The 17,578-nt window shown below is 66.0% G+C and carries 11 protein-coding genes and 11 pseudogenes; 10 read left to right on the plus strand and 12 right to left on the minus strand.

The window, feature by feature from the left end:
* The first annotated feature begins 148 nt into the window (after positions 1–148).
* From OG985_RS45895 to OG985_RS45905, 3 genes and pseudogenes are all read left to right on the plus strand, one after another.
* A pseudogene (locus OG985_RS45895) lies at positions 149–894 on the plus strand (transposase family protein).
* Between the two features lie 12 nt (positions 895–906).
* Positions 907–1,284: pseudogene (locus OG985_RS45900) on the plus strand (hypothetical protein); the annotation flags it as partial.
* 1,328 nt (positions 1,285–2,612) lie between these two features.
* Entirely contained in the window at positions 2,613–2,957 is a 345-nt protein-coding gene (locus OG985_RS45905; protein ID WP_371674235.1) for a hotdog fold thioesterase, read from the plus strand.
* A gap of 287 nt (positions 2,958–3,244) precedes the next feature.
* Here the strand turns inward: OG985_RS45905 and OG985_RS45910 are convergent.
* Positions 3,245–3,601, minus strand: a pseudogene (locus OG985_RS45910) (ISAs1 family transposase); the annotation flags it as partial.
* Here OG985_RS45910 and OG985_RS45915 point away from each other — a divergent pair.
* Positions 3,600–4,195, plus strand: a pseudogene (locus tag OG985_RS45915) (transposase family protein); the annotation flags it as partial. The pseudogenes OG985_RS45910 and OG985_RS45915 sit on opposite strands and share 2 nt — an antisense overlap.
* Before the next feature lie 126 nt (positions 4,196–4,321).
* On the opposite strand, the pseudogene OG985_RS45920 reads toward OG985_RS45915, so the two are convergent.
* The 4 genes and pseudogenes from OG985_RS45920 to OG985_RS45935 all read right to left on the minus strand — a co-directional run.
* Positions 4,322–5,305 (minus strand): annotated as a pseudogene (locus tag OG985_RS45920) (IS30 family transposase); the annotation flags it as partial.
* Positions 5,306–5,336: 31 nt separating this feature from the next.
* Positions 5,337–6,581: an IS256 family transposase gene (locus tag OG985_RS45925; RefSeq protein WP_371666661.1), complete on the minus strand. Its 1,245-nt coding sequence runs from the start codon at positions 6,579–6,581 to the stop codon at positions 5,337–5,339.
* 159 nt (positions 6,582–6,740) lie between these two features.
* Positions 6,741–7,023: pseudogene (locus OG985_RS45930) on the minus strand (IS30 family transposase); the annotation flags it as partial.
* Between the two features lie 70 nt (positions 7,024–7,093).
* Positions 7,094–8,012, minus strand: a pseudogene (locus tag OG985_RS45935) (IS3 family transposase); the annotation flags it as partial.
* Between the two features lie 65 nt (positions 8,013–8,077).
* Between OG985_RS45935 and OG985_RS45940 the strand changes: the two are divergent.
* A pseudogene (locus tag OG985_RS45940) lies at positions 8,078–8,750 on the plus strand (transposase); the annotation flags it as partial.
* A gap of 170 nt (positions 8,751–8,920) precedes the next feature.
* On the opposite strand, the gene OG985_RS45945 reads toward OG985_RS45940, so the two are convergent.
* Positions 8,921–10,318 (minus strand): lytic transglycosylase domain-containing protein, encoded by a 1,398-nt coding sequence (locus tag OG985_RS45945; RefSeq protein WP_371666676.1) that lies wholly within the window; start codon positions 10,316–10,318, stop codon positions 8,921–8,923.
* Positions 10,319–10,999: 681 nt separating this feature from the next.
* Here OG985_RS45945 and OG985_RS45950 point away from each other — a divergent pair.
* From OG985_RS45950 to OG985_RS45960, 3 genes and pseudogenes are all read left to right on the plus strand, one after another.
* Entirely contained in the window at positions 11,000–11,149 is a 150-nt protein-coding gene (locus OG985_RS45950) for a hypothetical protein (RefSeq protein ID WP_371666675.1), read from the plus strand.
* A gap of 156 nt (positions 11,150–11,305) precedes the next feature.
* A pseudogene (locus OG985_RS45955) lies at positions 11,306–11,392 on the plus strand (IS5/IS1182 family transposase); the annotation flags it as partial.
* 1,362 nt (positions 11,393–12,754) lie between these two features.
* A complete protein-coding gene (locus tag OG985_RS45960) occupies positions 12,755–12,907 on the plus strand; it encodes a hypothetical protein (protein ID WP_371666674.1) in 153 nt (50 codons plus the stop codon).
* Positions 12,908–13,049: 142 nt separating this feature from the next.
* Here the strand turns inward: OG985_RS45960 and OG985_RS45965 are convergent, their stop codons facing one another.
* Together OG985_RS45965 and OG985_RS45970 are read right to left on the minus strand one after the other, a co-directional pair.
* A complete protein-coding gene (locus OG985_RS45965) occupies positions 13,050–13,325 on the minus strand; it encodes a hypothetical protein (RefSeq protein ID WP_371666672.1) in 276 nt (91 codons plus the stop codon).
* 113 nt (positions 13,326–13,438) lie between these two features.
* The gene (locus OG985_RS45970; protein WP_371674234.1) at positions 13,439–13,597 is read right to left on the minus strand and encodes a transposase; all 159 of its coding nucleotides are present in this window, start codon (positions 13,595–13,597) and stop codon (positions 13,439–13,441) included.
* Between the two features lie 9 nt (positions 13,598–13,606).
* Here OG985_RS45970 and OG985_RS45975 point away from each other — a divergent pair, with 9 nt between their 5' ends.
* Positions 13,607–13,822: a hypothetical protein gene (locus tag OG985_RS45975; protein WP_371666671.1), complete on the plus strand. Its 216-nt coding sequence runs from the start codon at positions 13,607–13,609 to the stop codon at positions 13,820–13,822.
* 208 nt (positions 13,823–14,030) lie between these two features.
* On the opposite strand, the gene OG985_RS45980 is transcribed toward OG985_RS45975, so the two are convergent.
* The 4 genes and pseudogenes from OG985_RS45980 to OG985_RS45995 all read right to left on the minus strand — a co-directional run bounded on the left by OG985_RS45980 (position 14,031) and on the right by OG985_RS45995 (position 17,138).
* Entirely contained in the window at positions 14,031–14,255 is a 225-nt protein-coding gene (locus tag OG985_RS45980) for a hypothetical protein (RefSeq protein ID WP_371674233.1), read from the minus strand.
* A 263-nt stretch (positions 14,256–14,518) separates the two neighbouring features.
* Positions 14,519–15,267, minus strand: a pseudogene (locus OG985_RS45985) (transposase family protein).
* Between the two features lie 513 nt (positions 15,268–15,780).
* Positions 15,781–16,551, minus strand: a complete 771-nt coding sequence (gene istB, locus OG985_RS45990; protein WP_210582092.1) for an IS21-like element helper ATPase IstB — start codon at positions 16,549–16,551, stop codon at positions 15,781–15,783.
* Positions 16,548–17,138, minus strand: coding sequence for an integrase core domain protein (locus OG985_RS45995; protein ID WP_371674174.1), 591 nt, complete (start codon positions 17,136–17,138; stop codon positions 16,548–16,550). Before OG985_RS45995 ends, istB begins: the two co-directional genes overlap by 4 nt.
* A gap of 8 nt (positions 17,139–17,146) precedes the next feature.
* Here OG985_RS45995 and OG985_RS46000 point away from each other — a divergent pair.
* A pseudogene (locus OG985_RS46000) lies at positions 17,147–17,527 on the plus strand (transposase); the annotation flags it as partial.
* Between the last annotated feature and the right edge of the window lie 51 nt (positions 17,528–17,578).

Below are 17,578 nucleotides of genomic sequence, written 5' to 3' on the forward strand. Positions count from 1 at the left end.
CCGTCATTGCGGTGGTGTGACGCCATTGGCCAGTGAGCTTGTTCAGTTCGGCTACTGATCGGGTGACGTGTGGTGAGGGCGGAACGGGCAGAGCCCCAGGGCTGTTGAGCGAGGTGTCTACGCTCAACTCTTCAGCCTTGGGGCTCTGTTGGTTCCTTATCGTGCCGTACTCGATGTTCCGCATGCCCTGGTGGAGTGGGTCACGATGCTCATCGTCACCCGTGAAGGTGACCGCAGGTGCAAGCTGCCAGCGTCCGAGCGCGCCCTGGTCGCACTGGTATACCTGCGGAAGAACGACACCCTGTGTCAGCTCGCGGCCGGCTTCGGTATCAGCCTGGGCACCGCACACGCCCACGTGCACGCCGTGATCGGCCACCTCGCAGAGCTCGCGCCCGGTCTGACCGCGGCCCTGAGATCGCCCCGACGCCCGCTACCTGCTGCTGGAGGGGACACTCGCCGAGTGCGACCGGACCGGCGACGGCCGGGCGGACTACTGGGGAAAGCACCGCCGGCACGGCGTGAACCTGCAGGTGGTGACCGCTCCGGACGGCACGCTGGTGTGGATCTCGCCCGCGCTGCCCGGCCGGACCCACGATCTGACCGCGGCCAGACGGCACCGGATCATCGCTACGTGTATCCGCCTGGGCATCCCGATCCTGGCCGACCGCGGCTACCAGGGCGCCGGTGACATCGTCGTCGTGCCCCATACGACCGGGCAAAGACCTCACCGTCAAACAGAGATGCGTCAACCGGGCGCACTCGCGTCTGCGGTGGCCTGTCGAGAGATCCATCGCATCGGTCAAGACCTGGCGGATCCTCCGCAAAGCCCGCTGCAACCCGAGCCGGATGACGTCAATCGCCAGAGCCATTCTCACCCTGGAGACTCACCGCTGAACAAGCTCACTGGCCCGAGTTGAGGTCCGCCGTTGGCGCCGCCCCGAGCGCTGGCGTTGGGTGATCGCCCGCCGCAGCGTCAGCCGCCCGGAAGAGCAGTCGGTGGGCCGTGTAGGAATGTTCCCGACCGCGAAGCAGGAGTGCAGTCTGGACGACTACCAGGTCTGCTGCTCTCCAGGCTGGCACAGCCACATGACCCTGGCCGGAGCAGTTCTGCCTGCCTGATAGTCCTGCCGCGCCCGCTAACTCGACGCGGATGCTGCAGAAACGGACCCTCCCAGCTCATCCGCCTCAGCTTCGCCGAGATCAGAACGATCACCCGACTCACGGACCCGCCCCACTCCGGTCGACCACATCTTTCACCGGCGGTGCGATGACCGGCAGATCTGACCCCATAGAGTAGCTTTTGCTTAATTACATCAACAGCGTCCGTGATCTAATACGAAAGCGCGATAGGAAACCAACCATGGGTGGAAGGGGGGGGGGTTCTGTTTATAATGAGCTGTAATTCAGTTTGCATTGTTTCGCCTGTGGACTCCAGGCCGCCCACTGTCACGTTTGCCATACTGTAGATTGGTCGGGCGGAAATGAAGTGTTGCGGCGAATGTGGATCATCTTATCGTACGCCAGGTGGAGGTCTGGGGTGGGGTAATTTCTGCTCTCGTTTATGTAGGCTTGGTTATTTGCGGCGAATTCAAGGGCTACTCAAATGTAACCCGCAGGGAACTCAGGGGGCCAATGGGGAGGCATTCGATTCTTCACAACCCGAGTAAGGTTCTGAGTCGGACGACCTGCAACCTCGATTTTGCACAAGGGTCGTCCGCTTGCTGACGTGCCTCTTGCTCGTGGAGTGGGCGCCAAGTTCCACGGCTGGCTCCGGGTGGTGCTGCCGGCAGGGAAAGGATGTGCCGGTCCGCTGGGGGTTCGGATGCACATCCTCCGCTTCGCGGCTTATATCCTGCACCGATGTGATCACCTGCGTCCTCGACCGGCTCGATACTCGTACCGCCCCGTTTCGCCGGACCCGCCAACGCGGTGCTGCTGATCCCCGGTCTGATGGTTACCGTTCTGCCGCTTGAGCACGTGCCCCCCAGCCGGGAAAGGCGACCGGCGTGTTTAACACCCATAACTTCAGCGTCGGCGTGAGCTTCAGCCCTCCTCCTGACCGCCGTTGTGGCACTCACCGGAAAGCTCGCACGTTGGCCATCTGCGTATGGACTCGCTGAGCTACCGACTAGACCCACTGTTGGGTCTGCGGAGTGCAAATCAGGCGAAAGAATGAATGGGCATTTTTAGAGTGGCTGCCGATCGGGTGACAGTTGCTTCCGTGGGATTCGAGTTCTGCCAGGAAATCGACCTAAGAGGACCGTTCACTCCGAGGAGTATGAAAAGGCTCAATACGTCATTGTGGAACTCGATGCCGTGGAAGAGTGGCTTGCAGTGATAGGCCGCATAGTCGGTGAGCGGGTTCGTGCTCCGGCTCCAGGTCAAGCTTGCCTTCACTGCGCGTAACTGAAGCATCCCCACAAGAAAACTTGACTGATTTCCGTTAACAGCGATCGAAGCTGACATTCATACTGCTGACAAAAGATCAGGAGTTGTGCACCGTGGTAAAACAGCGAGGTCTCATACCTGCCAGCCTGCCCAAGGAGCTGCTTAATCGTTCCGCTGCAAAGCCACTGCCTGCAGATGTTACGAGCGGTCAATTTGCGGATCGAATGGGCATAACTTTCACTACACTTTCCATCCGCAGGATTGTGGCGACAATGCCTGTGGAAGGCAACAGGACCCCGCATGGCCGACTCCACGGAGGTGCTTCTGTGGCTCTAGCTGAGAGTTTGGGCACCATTGGTTGCCACTTGCATGCTGGGCTTGGGAAAACTGCAGTGGGCGTGGATGTCAATGCTACACATCACCGCGCAGCGAGCTCAGGCTTCGTTACCGGAATTGCCATACCGCTCCATCTTGGCCGGAATCTAGCGAGTTACGAAGTTGTCATAGTTGACGAACAAGAGCGAAAACTCTGCACGTCCCGAATAACTTGCATGATCCGAGACGTGTAGCGTCTTATTTGAGCGGAATCTGTTTGGGTGTCGACCGGATAGCTCGCGGTCAGCCCGCATCAAGGATGCATCCACCGAGCCTGGCCCAAGGGTCAGGGCTTCGGCGAAGTAGGTGGGTGTCCGTTTCGTGATCACTTGAGGTCGAGCAGGGCGAGCGGGCGGTCCGCGTTGCGGGCGTTGTGTCGCAGAGCTGCTGCGATGTTGGTGGCGCCGGCCAGCCGCAGGGTGCCGATGGCGAGGTTGCGCCAAGTGGCCATCGCCCGGGGCGCGTTGCCGGTTCGCAGTGGTGAGGCGTCTTCGGCGAACGTGGTGTCTCTGACGTGGTGCAGGGCTTCGATCTGCCAGTGATCACGGATCAGGGCCGCCAGCTGGGCGGGGCCGGCCTGCTCAGCGGTGAGGCTGGTGACGGCGTAGACGGTCTTGATGGTGGTCTTGCCGGTCTTGCGGTCGGTGCGGCGACGCTTGATCTGGGCGGCCTGGCGGGCTCCGGGGAAGAGCAGGCCGTTGACCGTGACCACCTTGATCCGTCGGATCTCCGAGCGGCCGTGGCCGATGCCCTTCACACGGCCCTGCAGCGGGATCTCTGTCCACGGAAGGGATCTGAGCTGCTTGCGGAGCTTCTTCTGGTTGCCTTTGACGATCACGATGTGTCAGCTCGCGGCCGGCTTCGGTATCAGCCTGGGCACCGCACACGCCCACGTGCACGCCGTGATCGGCCACCTCGCAGAGCTCGCGCCCGGTCTGACCGCGGCCCTGAGATCGCCCCGACGCCCGCTACCTGCTGCTGGAGGGGACACTCGCCGAGTGCGACCGGACCGGCGACGGCCGGGCGGACTACTGGGGAAAGCACCGCCGGCACGGCGTGAACCTGCAGGTGGTGACCGCTCCGGACGGCACGCTGGTGTGGATCTCGCCCGCGCTGCCCGGCCGGACCCACGATCTGACCGCGGCCAGACGGCACCGGATCATCGCTACGTGTATCCGCCTGGGCATCCCGATCCTGGCCGACCGCGGCTACCAGGGCGCCGGTGACATCGTCGTCGTGCCCCATACGACCGGGCAAAGACCTCACCGTCAAACAGAGATGCGTCAACCGGGCGCACTCGCGTCTGCGGTGGCCTGTCGAGAGATCCATCGCATCGGTCAAGACCTGGCGGATCCTCCGCAAAGCCCGCTGCAACCCGAGCCGGATGACGTCAATCGCCAGAGCCATTCTCACCCTGGAGACTCACCGCTGAACAAGCTCACGGTCTTCCAGACAGGTGAGGGCGGTGTCATAGCTTGAGCCGACCCGGCCGATGCTGCGCCGGATGCCGTGCCGGCCGCACACCCCGGCGAAGGCGGCCGCACTGTATTGGGCGAGTTCAACCAGTCGTTGCAACACCGGGCTGTTGCAGCGAGCGTAGCTGTTCTTCGAAGACCTCGGCCGGCGTCCGCCAACCCAGGACTTTGCGGGGCCGGTTGTTGATCGCCATGGCGACGGCTTCGAGGTCCGTGAACGACCAGCGGGAGAGATCGGTGCCCTTCGGGAAGTACTGGCGCAGCAGCCCGTTCGTGTTCTCGTTCGTCGGTCGTTGCCAGGGCGAGTGCGGATCGGCGAAGAACACCTTCGTCCCGGTATCGAGAGCGAACTGGGTATGACCGGAGAGTTCCTTCCCACGGTCCCAGGTGAGGGTCTTACGTAGCTGCTCAGGCAATTGCGTCATCGACGTGGTGAGCGCCGCGTTCATCGCGATCGCGCCGTAGCCCCCGAGCGAGGGGCCGTTCTTCACGGGCGGATTCTCGCCCCAGCCCTCCAGACGGGGCAGGTGCACCAGGAGCGTGGAGCGGCTGCTGCGCTCGACAAGCGTGCCGATCGCGGAGCGGCCCGTCCCGATAATCAAATCGCCTTCCCAGTGTCCGGGGACCGCGCGGTCCGTGGCCTCGGCGGGGCGTTCGCTGAGGACGACGTCCGCGGTGACATGCCCCTGCGGCTTGTTCTGCGACCGTGCACGGGGAGCCCGCAGCGCCCGGCCGGTGCGCAGGCACGTCACCAGTTCCCGCTTGAGCGCGCCACGGCCTTCGATGAACAGCGCCTGGTAGATCGCTTCGTGGCTGATGCGCATGGACTCATCATCGGGGAAGTCGACACGGAGTCGGTGCGAAATCTGCTCCGGACTCCATGCCGTCGCCCAACGTCTGTCCTGACGGTGCGGCTTGTTCAGCCCTTTCCATGCGGGCGTCTTGGGCCCGGTGACGGTCATGTTGTCGGGGCGACGGATGCTGCCGGCGAGCCGGTCCTCTACGTACTCACGCAACCGGTCGTTACCCAGGAGTTTCGCGTTCTTCGGGCGCTTGGCCGCCTGCTGAGGGTCACGTCCCCTGTGATGGTGTAGGCGATCAATCCTCCGTAGTGTTCGGGGTGTTGGGGAGTGCATGGGTGGTGTGGTCGGCGTGTTCGGCGGCGTAGATGGCAGTCATGCTGCCTTCGGACAGGTAGCGGCGGGGGAAGGCGATCCATTCGTCGTGCATCTCGCTGAGCACGGCGGTGACCAGCCGCTCGAGGGCGGCCGGGTTGGGGAAGACCTGCACGACGTCGGTGCGGCGCTTGATCTCGCGGTTGATCCGCTCCAGGGGATTTGAAGACTGGATCTTCTTCCAATGCGAGATGGGAAAGGCAGCGAAGGCGGTCAGGTCCTCCTTGGCGTCCAGGAGCATCTGCCTGACCTTGGGAAACTGCTGCCCGAGCATGTCGGCCACCGCATCGAGTTGGTGATGGACGGCTTCGGCGGTGGGCTGGATGAAGATGGTGCGGATGGTCGCCGCGACCATTTCCCCGGATTCCTTGGGGATCACGGAAAACACATTCCTCAAGAAATGGACACGACAACGCTGCCAGGCGGCACCGAGCATGACCTTGCGGATCGCTGCCACCAGGCCGCTGTGACTGTCGGAGATGACCAGACGGACCCCGCCCAGGCCGCGTTCGCGCAAGGAGCGCAGGAACTCGCTCCAGAACGCTTCGGTCTCGCTGTCACCGACCATCACACCCAGCACCTCACGGCCGCCGTCCTCACTGATGCCGGTGGCGATGACCACGGCCTGGGAGACGATCCGGTGGTTCACGCGCACCTTGCAGTAGGTGGCGTCCAGGTAGAGGTAGGGGAAGCGGCTGTGATCCAGGGGCCGGCCGCGGAAGACCGTGAGCTGTTCGTCCAGGTCACCGCAGATCCGTGAGACCTCGCTCTTGGAGATTCCGCTGTCCGCGCCGAGCGCCTTGACCAGGTCGTCGACCGAGCGGGTGGACACCCCGTGCACGTATGCCTCCATGATGACGGCGTAGAGCGCCTGGTCGATGCGGCGCCGCCGTTCCAGCAGGCTGGGGAAGAAGCTGCCGCTGCGCAGCTTCGGTATCGCCAGGTCCAGATCGCCGGCCTGGGTGGCCAAGGTCTTCTCCCGGTGGCCGTTGCGGAAGGCGGTGCGGGCTTCGGTGTGCTCGTTCCACTGGGCGCTGATCCGGCCGCTGAGCTCGGCCTCGATCAGCTCTTGCAGCATGCGCTCGGCGACGTTGCGGACGAGCTCGATCCCGTCCGCCGTGCGTAGTGACTCCAGCAGGCGTTGTAGGTCAGACTGGGACAAGGCCATCGGGCACCTCCAGGGTTGAACTGGCCGTTCACCAGGGAGATTTGCACGGTGGCCTGCCTCATGCGCAGGGAGCGGAGACCGTCACCGGATGCACGCCCCGGGCACCCGCCCGCGCACACCCGCACGGTGATCGCCTACACCATCACGCGGGACGCCATCCTGCTGAGCCTTCCACTGGGCGACCGTCGCGCGGTATTCCTGCTTGCCGCCGCGCGTGGCGGCGTTGCGGCGCAGTTCGCGACCACCTCGCACCCACCGGCCACGACACGCCGACCACCAACGACGCCTCCACCGTCGTGACCCCCGTGGCGATCAGTCGCCAGAACTGGCGCTGCACGACCCGAGAAGGATCAGGCCGCCCCGGCGAACGCATCGCCGGCCGCAACGCACGGTCAGCGCGCCACTGCCGACGCCGCCCCTCCGGAACATCGCTGGTCTTCAAACTCCAGTCCGCCGTGGCCACGTCGCACACCTCCGAGATCAGGGTGTTGCGACGACCAGTTGAATCCACCCTGGGAGCCCCTGCCGGTGTGGAAACGACGCCGTGGACCCGGCCGCCGCGGGCGGCCACGGCCATCTCGATCGCGTCGGTGACCAGCGAGGTGCGCAGGTGGTCCGCGATCGACCAGTCCACCACCTTCCTCGAGCAGATGTCGATCACCGTGGCGCGGTAGAGCCATGTCGCGCCAACGGCTGTGTAAGTGATGTCGCCGCACCACCGGGTATTCAGCGTGTCCGCGGTCACGTCGCGCATCACCAGGTCCGGCGCGGGCGGCGCGGTCCTGTTCGCGATCGTCGTCCGCTTCTTCTTTCGCAGGTGTCGGCCGACGATGTGGTTGATCCGCATCGTCCGGGTCACGCGCTTGCGGTTGATCTTCCGTCCCCTCGCACGCAGCTCGGCATGGACACGTGGGGCGCCGTAGGCGCCTTGGTGCCCGGCGTGGACAGCGCGGATCTCGCTCACGGTCCGTTTCTCCTCGGCCTGGCGCTCGGCGCGGGCCTGCCCGGCCGCCAGGTGCCGGTAGTAGCCGGCGCGGGATACTCCAAGGACGCGGCAGATCCGCTTGACGCCGAAGCCGGCACGGTTGTCGGAGATGAAGTCCCAGCGGTGGGGGCTCACTTCACCTCCCGAGCGAAATAGGCGGCTGCCCGGCGCAGGATCCCGCGCTCCAGATGCCACTCCTTCTCGGCCTTGAGCAGCCGGGCGTTCTCCGCCCGCAACCGGGCCAGCTCCTCCGCCACGCTCCCGCCCGCGTCACGGTGTCCGGGCACGGCCTGGGCCTCGTCCCTGCGCACCCACGTCCGCAGCGACTCCGCGGTGATGCCGAGATCCGCGGCCACCGCCGCGTACGTCCGCTTGCCAGCCGCGGCGCGGTAGAGCACAACCGCGTCCTTCCTGAACCCCTCCGGACACGGAGACTTGCGTCCCACCCGGACACCCCTCTCCGGACCATCAAGACCCATTGTCAGGGTGTCCACTCCAAAGGATCAGCCTCACCCACGACTTCGTGTCCTGGCTCGCCCAGCGCGGGCGCTGGCTGTCCTACTCGGTCGGCATGGTGATCACCGAAGCGATCCACGAACACGTACTGAAGCTCCCTGCCCCGGCATGGACACCGGCCGTCGAGGCCGACGGTCAGGCCCGGGACGGGGCCTGGATCGCCGAGCGGCAAGGTCCTGGACGGCTGGCCCAAGGGCATGCGGCTCATCGTCCGAAGGGAACGACCTATCCCGACGCCCAGTTGAGGATCACCGACGCGGACGGCATGCGGATCACGTGCTTCGCGACCAACATCCCTGACGAGCCGCTCGCCGAGCTCGAGCTCCGTCACCGGCTCCGGCTCCGGGCACGGGCCGGGGACCGGATCAGGGCAGCCCGGGCCACCGGCCTGCGCAACCTGCCCCTGCACTACACCACCCAGAACCGGGTCTGGCTGGAGATCGTCCAAATCGCACCCGAACCCGCTGGCCTGGATTCCGATGCTCGCCCTGACCAGCCGGGCGAGGCTCTGGGAACCGCGTCGCCTGCGGTTCCGCCTGTTCACCGCAGCCGGCCAGCTCGTCACCACCGGTCGGCGACGCATCCTCCGCCTGGCCCGCCACTGGCCCTGGACCGGTGAGATCACCACGGCTCTTGAACAGCTCGCGCTTCTGCCCGACCCCGGCTGAAACACAACCCACCGTCTCTGCGACAGCATCACCCGCCCCGGGCAGTGGAACCCGGCGCCCACCCGACGCGACAGCCGGGCCACCGGCCTGCCCACCAGCCCGCTCCGGAAAGGAAAGGGCCCACCGACTCCGTCGGCGGACCCTCAAGGAAGATCGAGGCTAAAGGTCCGTCAGGGAGCTGTAGAGGGCTGTGGGGACGGAGTAGCGGTCGTCTCCGTTACGGTCAAGTCGACCGTAACCGTGACGCCGTTCGTAGCGGTCAGGACGAGCTGGTAGGCGCCCGCATTCTCGTCCGTAAACAACTCAGGCAGCAAGACAAGCCCGTCGGTGCCGGTCGTGGTGAGTGTCAAGGTACGAAGTGGACGGTCCTTGGCGTCCTTAAAGTAAGGGCCTGCGCTGACCGGTTCTGTACCGCCGTCAGCGACAACCCGAGCGACCAGGGCAACGCCAGCCGCAGCCTTACCGTTAAGCGTTGCTTTGAAGCCGATTTCCTTGCCGAACGTACTTGAGGACGAAGCCTCCAGCGCCGTGTCGCTGGTGCGAGTCAGCTTGTCCGCGGCAGGCAGGACCGTGCCCGCAAATGCGACCGGAGTCACCCCTTCGATGTGTGTGCTCACGAGATGAGCGCGGATCGTGAACGTGCTCGGGCGGTCACCAGCCTCGATGCAAGGGGCTATGGCCACGCCTTGGGCGCTGGTGGTGACGGTCACTGTGCGCAGGCCACCAGTGAAACGGGCATCGGTGTCACCGATCACGGCGAAGCGGATTTTCTGTCCTGCTGCGGCCTTTCCGTTGGTGCGCACAGCCATGACCTTGGCTCTTCCCAGGAAGACGGTGCCTGCGTCCGCTGTGAACGAGGAGGCCCCAACTCGGGTGAGCTTGCCGATGGGGACGGGTTTCGGGGGCTTCGGGTCGGTCGTGTGGGGAGGCGTGGTAGGCCTGGTCGGAGGCTCTGGCTCCACCGGGGCATCTCGTTTTGGAGGGGCAGGCGGCGTTCTTGGTGTTGTGGGTGTAGGCGGCGCACCAGGTGCCGACGGCATGGCGGGTGTGCTGGGTGCCGACGGGCTCACCGGGGGAGTGGGCAGCGTTGGCAAATGTGGCAAACGCGTACCCGTGCCAGTGTTCGGCAGCTCGGCAACGCCCCCGCCCTCATACGTCCGCATCCACGACAACACGTTGTCGTAGTACTGGGTGGAGCGGTTGTAACTGAGGACGGCGGTCTTGAGATCTTCGGACGTCGACAGATTGCGGTCGCCAGCACACAGGTACAGGCCGGTAGCAAGCGCAGCGTCGTAAATGTTGTTCGGGTCCCGCTTGCCATCGCCGTTGCCGTCAGTGCCCCACTGCTTCCAGGTGGAGGGAATGAACTGAGTGGGGCCGACCGCGCGATCGTACTGCCTGTCGCCGTCCCACACGCCAGCGTCGGTGTCGCGGATCAGTGCGAACTGCTGTCCGTTCAGCTGAGGCCCGCGGATCGCCTTGTCTGTGTATCCGTCTTCGCGCAGCCCGTAGCCGGAGGCGTGCACTGACTCGATCCGGCCGATGGCCGCGACGAGTTCCCACTTCAAGTTACAGTCCGGGACAGCGGTCGCGACGGATTGCTCGGCCCGCTTGTATGCATGCAGGGCCGTAGCGGGGATCCCCAGGTCCGTGTCGGTTCCGCTGGGCGCATTCCCCTCAGTGTTCAGGTTCGGCAAGTCCAACACGCCGTCACTCCGGGGCTCAGCTTGCGGGCTGTTCGTGTCGGGAGTCGGCTTGTCCTCGCGCGGCCTGGAAATGCCGGTCGGTGAACCCGCGGCCGCCGCGGTGGACAGGCATGCTACGAGGGCTACGGACGTCAGGCTTTGGCGCGAGAGGCTGAAGAAGCGATTGCGCCGCAATTGGAGTCGCAAGGCATACCTAGTCAGGGGGAGGGCTATGTACCGAATGATTATCGAGTTCCCATGTCTCCTCTACCTGAGTAATCATCGCTTATTAGCATTGGGTGCCACCGCGAGCCGGCGGCCAGGTACAGGTCCGCGATAGCGACGGCGGCCCCCAGCCACCCCCGTCACCTCGGCATTGCACCGGAGCGACGACGAGCACGGGCGCCACGATTATCACCGCACTCACCCACCGGACCTAGTGACCGCCGTGGGTCAGCAGGGTGCGCGGCGCACGTGCGCGGTTCACAAACGACCGCAACGCGCAAAAGTGAGTCCCCGTTGGCCAGACGACGAGGACTCATAAAGGACGAGGTTGGGCTGCGATTGTCTATTGCGGTCTCAACGGATCTGATTTTAGGTTCGGGCGAGGGCGAGGGCGAGGGCGAGGGCGAGGGCGAGGGCGAGGGCGAGGGCGAGGGCGAGGGCGAGGGCGAGGGCGAGGGCGAGGGCGAGGGCGAGGGCGAGGGCGGGTGATGTCGCTGATTTGGCAGGGGGTGAGGGTCATGCGTTTGAGCGCTCGCCAGCGTTTTTTGAGCTTGGCGGCGGTGCGCTCACCGAGGGTCCGCACCCCTCGGCGGAGACCGACCGGGTGGCCGCTGCCGGCCACTACTCCGGCAAAGCCACCGCGAGGGCGTGAACCTGCAGGTCATCACCGCGGATGACGGCAGGCTGCTGTGGATCTCGCCCGCCCTGCCCGGCGGCACCCACGACGTGCGCGAGTGCTTCCTGTAGGTGGCGAACAGTTGGGCACGCCTCGGCACGCCGAGATGAGGTCGCGATACCGGGGGAGGTTGTCCGCCCAGGGCTTGAGGGGCGGCTCATCGCAGAGGACAGTGAATGCCATGAGCCGTCACCGACGCCCGCCGCGGCGGGTCCCCTGGATCGCGGGTGGTGTCGCCGTGCTCGCCATGGGGGGCCTTGGCGTGTGGACACTGGTAGCGCAGGACGGCGGCACGCCCGACCCGACGCCGTCGGCCTCGGCCAATCTGTCTGTGCCAACCTTGAATCCTTTGCCGCCCTGGACGCCTCACCCAAGGGCTTCAGATAAGGCAGGACCGACAACGGACATACCTGCGCCGAAACCGACGATGAGCCATCCCCGACAGCCAGTACCACCAAGCGACCGGCTGACGCCCCGCCGGACAGCAGTTGACTCGTCGGCCGTGTGGACGCCGAGAGCAAAACCGACAGCAACTCGCTTCATATCCTCCGAGCCCTCACGTAGTGCGACGGCACCAAGACAAGCCAGGCCATCCGCGCTACCGGCGACCGACGGCCATGAGCCGATGATCACGACGTGGTATACATCGCCGGCCGCAGTGGCTGCCGCTGAGCGAATGGCCGCAGTTGGCGCTGTCGGGGACCCAGTGTGCTCGATGGCAGCTGTCGGCCAGCCTGACCCTGACCTGGTCCCACAAGGCGGCCGTATCGGCATAGGCACCAGCCGCAATTACTGGTGCCTGATCTGGTGAGGCACCGCCCAACGACCCGCAGAGGGTGTCTCGGCGGGGTGTGACGGTCGTCCTGTGACTGTGGGTAGCTGTGGTTCGGGCTCGAGGATGCTGATGTGGAGACCGTGACGGTACGGCTTAGAAGCCGTTGTCTTTCCGGATGTGTTCGCTGAGTTTCTGCTGCTCAGGCATGGTTCGGGCGTCGTTGCGGGAGGGTTCGGGCGATCAGATCGTTCTCGCGGTGCGGAGATGGCCGGTGACATCGGTGATGGGTTTGCTGGAGGAACGTGAGACGGCTGCCCGGGTGCGGGCGGAGGGGCTTCAGGCGGAAGCGGACCGGATTCTCGCGGAACTCGCCGAAGCGGAGGCGGTGTTGGAGCGTCGGGTGATCGCCCGGGTCGAGCTGGCCGAGGCCCTGGCCGCGCCGGGCGCTGCCGCGGAGGCGTCTGCCCAGGAGGGGGCGCCGGAGCCGCCGGCCGGGGCGGGCGAGGGCTGCGGTTGCCGGGTCGGTCGTGCAGCGGTGGCGAGAGGGGATGACGGCGGTGGCGCTCGCGCCGGATTACCGGCGGATCGTGGAGCTGCTGGAGGCCGAACTCCCCGATGATAGGGAGGGATTGAGGCGAAGGAGATGACGGCCCGGCTCGGGCTCGAGCTGGTGCCGGCGAAGATCGAGGGGATGCGGTCGAAGGCGAAGCGGCTCGTTGAGCGGGGCTGGCTGGCCTCCTCACCGTCAGGCCGGTTCAGGCCGCGAGTGCCGTCCGCTGCCGACGCGGCGTCCTGACCGTCCGGCCGTGGGCAGTGGCGCGGGCCAGGCGGCGAGTCATGAGCATGGTGGCCGAGAAGTGGATGAACGCCTCGCTGCTGGCGGGTAGCCTATCGTAGTCCCGGGCCAGACGCCTCGTGCGCAACAGCCATCCCGGAGTTCATTCCACCAACGACCGTCTCGGCAGTACCACGAACCCCTTCACGTCGTCGCTCCGCTTGACGGTCTGCAGGCTGAGCCGGAGTTTCTCCTTCGCCCAGTCGACCAGGACGCCCGTGTAGCCGCCGTCGGCCCATACCAGGCTGATCTTCCTGAGCCGCGTCCGCAGCGGGGGCGGCAGCATGATGCGGGCGGCCTGCCGGTCGGCGTCCGCGGCACACCAGCACCAGGAGCAGCAGGCCGAGGCAGTCCGTGGCGACGTGCCAGCGCCTGCCATTGATCTTCTTCCCGCCGTCGTAACCGCGCGTGGCGGACGGCACCGAGGCGGCGCCCTTCACCGACTGCGAGTCGATGATCGCCGCGCTCGGCTCGGTCTGACGACCCTCGGCCTCACGGACCTTCCCGCGCAACTGTGTCGTGCAACTCCTTGACCAGGTCGTTCTCCCTCCACCTGCGGAAGAAGGCATACACGCGGTCCCAAGCAGGGAAATCGGCAGGAACCGAGAGCCACTTGATCCCGTTGTCGGTGACGTAGAAGACCGCATCCAGCGTCTGCCGGTGGCAGTAGCGTTCCGGCTGCCCGCCCCGCCCCGCCCCGCCCCGCCCCGCCCCGCCCCGCCCCGCCCCGCCCCGCCCCGCCCCGCCCCGCCCCGGCCCTCCAGCCAGGCCGGCACCGGCAGCGCGTCACGCACCACCGCCCACTCCGTATCCGTCATGTCCGACGGATACCGCCGTACCCTCTCGGGCCGGTCGGCCGCGTTCCCGAACCGGTGAGCGAGGCAATCGCACACCGACACGCAGGAGTTGGAGGAACGAGGGCCGTCACGCAAGGCTGGAACAACAGGGCCTCTGATACTCGAGTGGCGTCACAACCCCGAGCTACCAAGGGGCCCTGCTCTCATGCATCCACCCGGCCAAGATCACCCAACCAGGCACCCTGTTCGACCAGAACCGTCTTCCTGACCGATGGGAATACGGCTTCTCAGACTGCGCTCCATTGGTGTGGGCTGGCTCCGCGCCACTCCACCCACCTGGGATCGTCCAGCACGCCGTCGGGATCCTTGATGCCCTTGGCTTCAAGGAACACCACCAGGTCGTGGTCGCTGTAGGCGGTGCCAAGAATCTCGTCCCGGCCCTGCCTGTGCACGGTGACTCTCCGACCGCCGGTGCGGGACGGCCGGTGGACGACGATCGGCGCGCCAGTCACGTCTTCCAGCATGCTGCCGACTGGGGGCCGGGGCGAGTCGTGCCTTCGCCACGGCAGATCTTGCAGCGAGGACGCTTATCAGTGAGGGCTCACGCACGAGGTTTGGTGACTGGACTCGCTTCGTGGGACTGACGAGGGCGTAGGAACTCCCATCACCCCAAGTCAGCGGGCACCTCTTCTCATTTCGCCGTCCACAGACTGACTATCGTGCGGGTGGATCCAGGCCTCACTCACCCCGACAAGGTGCTGACCAGTGAGCTTCTTCAGCGTTGCTTTTCCAGGGTGAGGACGGCCTTGGCGATTGACGTGAGTGTGTTGGGACTGACGCGGGCTTTGCGGAAGATCCGCCAGGCTTTGAGTCGTGCGAAGGCCCGTTCGACGGGCGAGCGGAGTCGGGCGTGTGCCCGGTTGACGGCCTTCTCTTTGACGGTGAGCTCACGGTTTCGGTGTCTTTTGACGGGTGTGGCGAACGTTCCGCCGGCACCCTGGTACGCCTTGTCCGCGAGGGCGGGGATCTTCAGTCGCTCACAGATGGGGCGATGTTGTGGGTGCGGGCGGCGGTGATGTCCGCGGTCCGTCCGGGCAGGGCCGGCGAGTACCAGACGAGCTCACCGGCCGGGCCGGTGACCGTCTGGATGTTCACGCCGTGCTTGCCGTGCTTGCCTGAATAGTCGTCCTGGCTGTTGCCCACGCGGTCGCATTCGGCGAGCGTGCCGTCGACGAGGATGTACTCAGGGCGGGCTTGCCGCAGCGCGTGAGTGAGAGAGGGTGCGCGGGCGGCCAGGTGGGTGATCACGCTGTGTACATGTGCGTGGGCGGTGCTCTCGCTGATCCGGAAGCCGGCGGCGATCTGGGCGAGGGTGTCGTGCTTGCGTGGGTACACGAGCGTGATGAGGGCCCGCTGAGAGGCCGGCAGTTTGCGCCGGCGGTCACCCTCGCGGGTGATGATCAGCATCGTGACCCACTCCACGAGGGCATGCGGAAGGTCGAGTGCGGCAGGATAGGTAACCAACAAGGCTCCCTGACAAATGAGTTGAGACGTGAGATCTCTCGCTCAACTGTCCGGGAGCCTTGTCCGTTACGAGCCCTTGTCTGTCACCCGATCGGTAGTCGGCAGGCGGTCAGGTAAACAGAAAGTGCCCCTGACCAGCAAGAATGGGGATTGTTGAGGTCCTTGTTCCTGCCGCCGCCGGAGGCACTTCCCAGGTGAAGCACTCTATCGGGTCCTACTTCCGCGTCCGTGTCCAGGACGACGGCCGCCAGGTCGTCTCCCAGGCAGGGCGGTCCTGCTCGTCGAAACGGTCCGCAAGACCGCCCTTAGCCTCAATACCAGTGACTTAGGGTGGTGGCTGGTAGGGTGCGTGGCGGGGAGGTGCCGGGATGCCACGGCCGGGTCAGGTGAATCCGGAGACGGACGAGCGGTTGTCGGATCGCATCGCGGTCGGGCTGTTGACGCGGTCGTTCCCGCCGGTGTCGGCGTACGGACTTTTCTCCCCAGCCGTGTACGGGCGAACGTCCCCAGCTGTCAGGCCACTTCGGTCTCTCGCTCGATGGCCTGGAGTCGGTTCTTGAGCCGGTAGCTTGGACCGTTGATCGCGATCACTTCGCAGTGGTGCAGGAGGCGGTCGAGGATGGCGGTGGCCAAGACCTCGTCGCCGAAGACCTGGCCCCATTCGCTGAAGGTCTTGTTCGAGGTCAGGATGATCGAGCCCTTCTCGTAACGCTTGGAGATCACCTGGAAGACCAGGTTCGCCTCGGCGCGTTCGAGGGGCTGATAGCCCACCTCGTCGACCACGAGAACGCTCGGCCGCAGATAGGTGCCGAGTTTGTTGACCAGCCGTCCGGCCGACTCGGCGGCCTTCAGGTTGCGCACCATGTCGTCGAGGCTGGTGAAGTAGATCGAGTAGCCGGCCCGGCAGGCCGCGACAGCGAGGGCGACGGCGATATGTGTCTTTCCGACCCCGGGCGGCCCGAGCAGGGCGGCGTTCGCCTTGCCGTCGACGAAGGAGAGGCTGGCGAGGTCTTTGACCTTGCGTGGGTCGAGCTCGGGCTGGAACGAGAAGTCGTATTCGTCCAGCGTCTTGTGGTGTGGCAGCTTGGACAGTCGCAGGCCCTGGCGGAAGCGGCGGTCGTCGCGGACGGCGAGCTCTTCGGAAAGGACCAGGTCGAGGAAGTCGAGGTAGCCCATCTTCGCCTCGTCGGCTCGGCGGGTGTACTCGTTGATGGTCTCCGCCAGGTGGGGCAGGCCGAGCTTGCCGGCCGTGGTGCGGATGCGGTTGCCGGTCAGCTCGCTCAAGAGGACTCCTTCGTCGGGGAGTTGGTGGTGAAGGGGCGGGTGCCGGTCAGTTCGTCGTAGACCGACAGCGGCCGCCGTCCGACCTCGACACGGGTGGCTGCGGCCCGGTCCAACAGGGCCTGCAGCGGGCCGACTTGACCGCCAGCAGGTGGTTCGCGACGCGGTGATGGTGTCACCTCACCGGTCGTGGTGCGACGCCCCTTGCCAGTGGGCAGGCCGTCCCAGTGCGTCTCCTCGACGACGCGGACGCCACGGCCGACCGCCCGCGGATGGGTGGACAGCAAGGTCTCGCCGCTGGCATCGGGGACGGTCGAGTGCAGCATGACCTGGGACTTCGTCGCCCGGATCTCGACGAGCTGGCGGGGGCGGACCTTGCGTGCGGGCACTGAGTAGAGGTTGCCGCCGAAGGCAACCAGGCAGTCCTTGCCGACCGGCCGCAGATGACGCTCGGCCACCAGGTAAGGAGTGGGCGGGAGCGGTTTGAGGGCCGCGTGGTCGCGGGCGGCCCGGATCCCGATGACTTCCCGATGCGTCTTGTGGATCTGGTCCCGTCGCCTCGGCACCCAGGCGGAAAACGCGGCGTCCATCTCCTCGAGCGAGGAGAACGCCCGCCCGGACAGGACATGGTCTCGAGGTCCGTCACCGCGGGCATGCCACGGTCGAGGACCACATCCGGTGCGGCAAGACCACCGGCTTCGGCCGCTTCCCCTCCCGCGGCTTCGGTGTCAACGCCGTTTGGCTCGAACTCAGCCTCGCGGCGATCGACCTGCTCGCCTGGACGCGCGTCCTGCTGCTGGACGGGGAACTGGCCACCGCCGAGCCGAAGAAGCTCCGCTACCGGCTGCTGCACGTCGCTGCCCGCCTCACCCGCGGCGGCCGACGCCTGCGCTTGCGGATATCGGCGACCTGGCCATGGAGAAACGAACTGGTCGCGGCTTTCCACCGCCTCGCCGCACTGCCCCGTCCAGCCGGCTGACTGGCAACCACCCCGCCGGCCCACGACCCGAAGGCCCCTGGAGAACCCGAC

Source organism: Streptomyces sp. NBC_00289 (assembly GCF_041435115.1).
Lineage (GTDB): Bacteria > Actinomycetota > Actinomycetes > Streptomycetales > Streptomycetaceae > Streptomyces.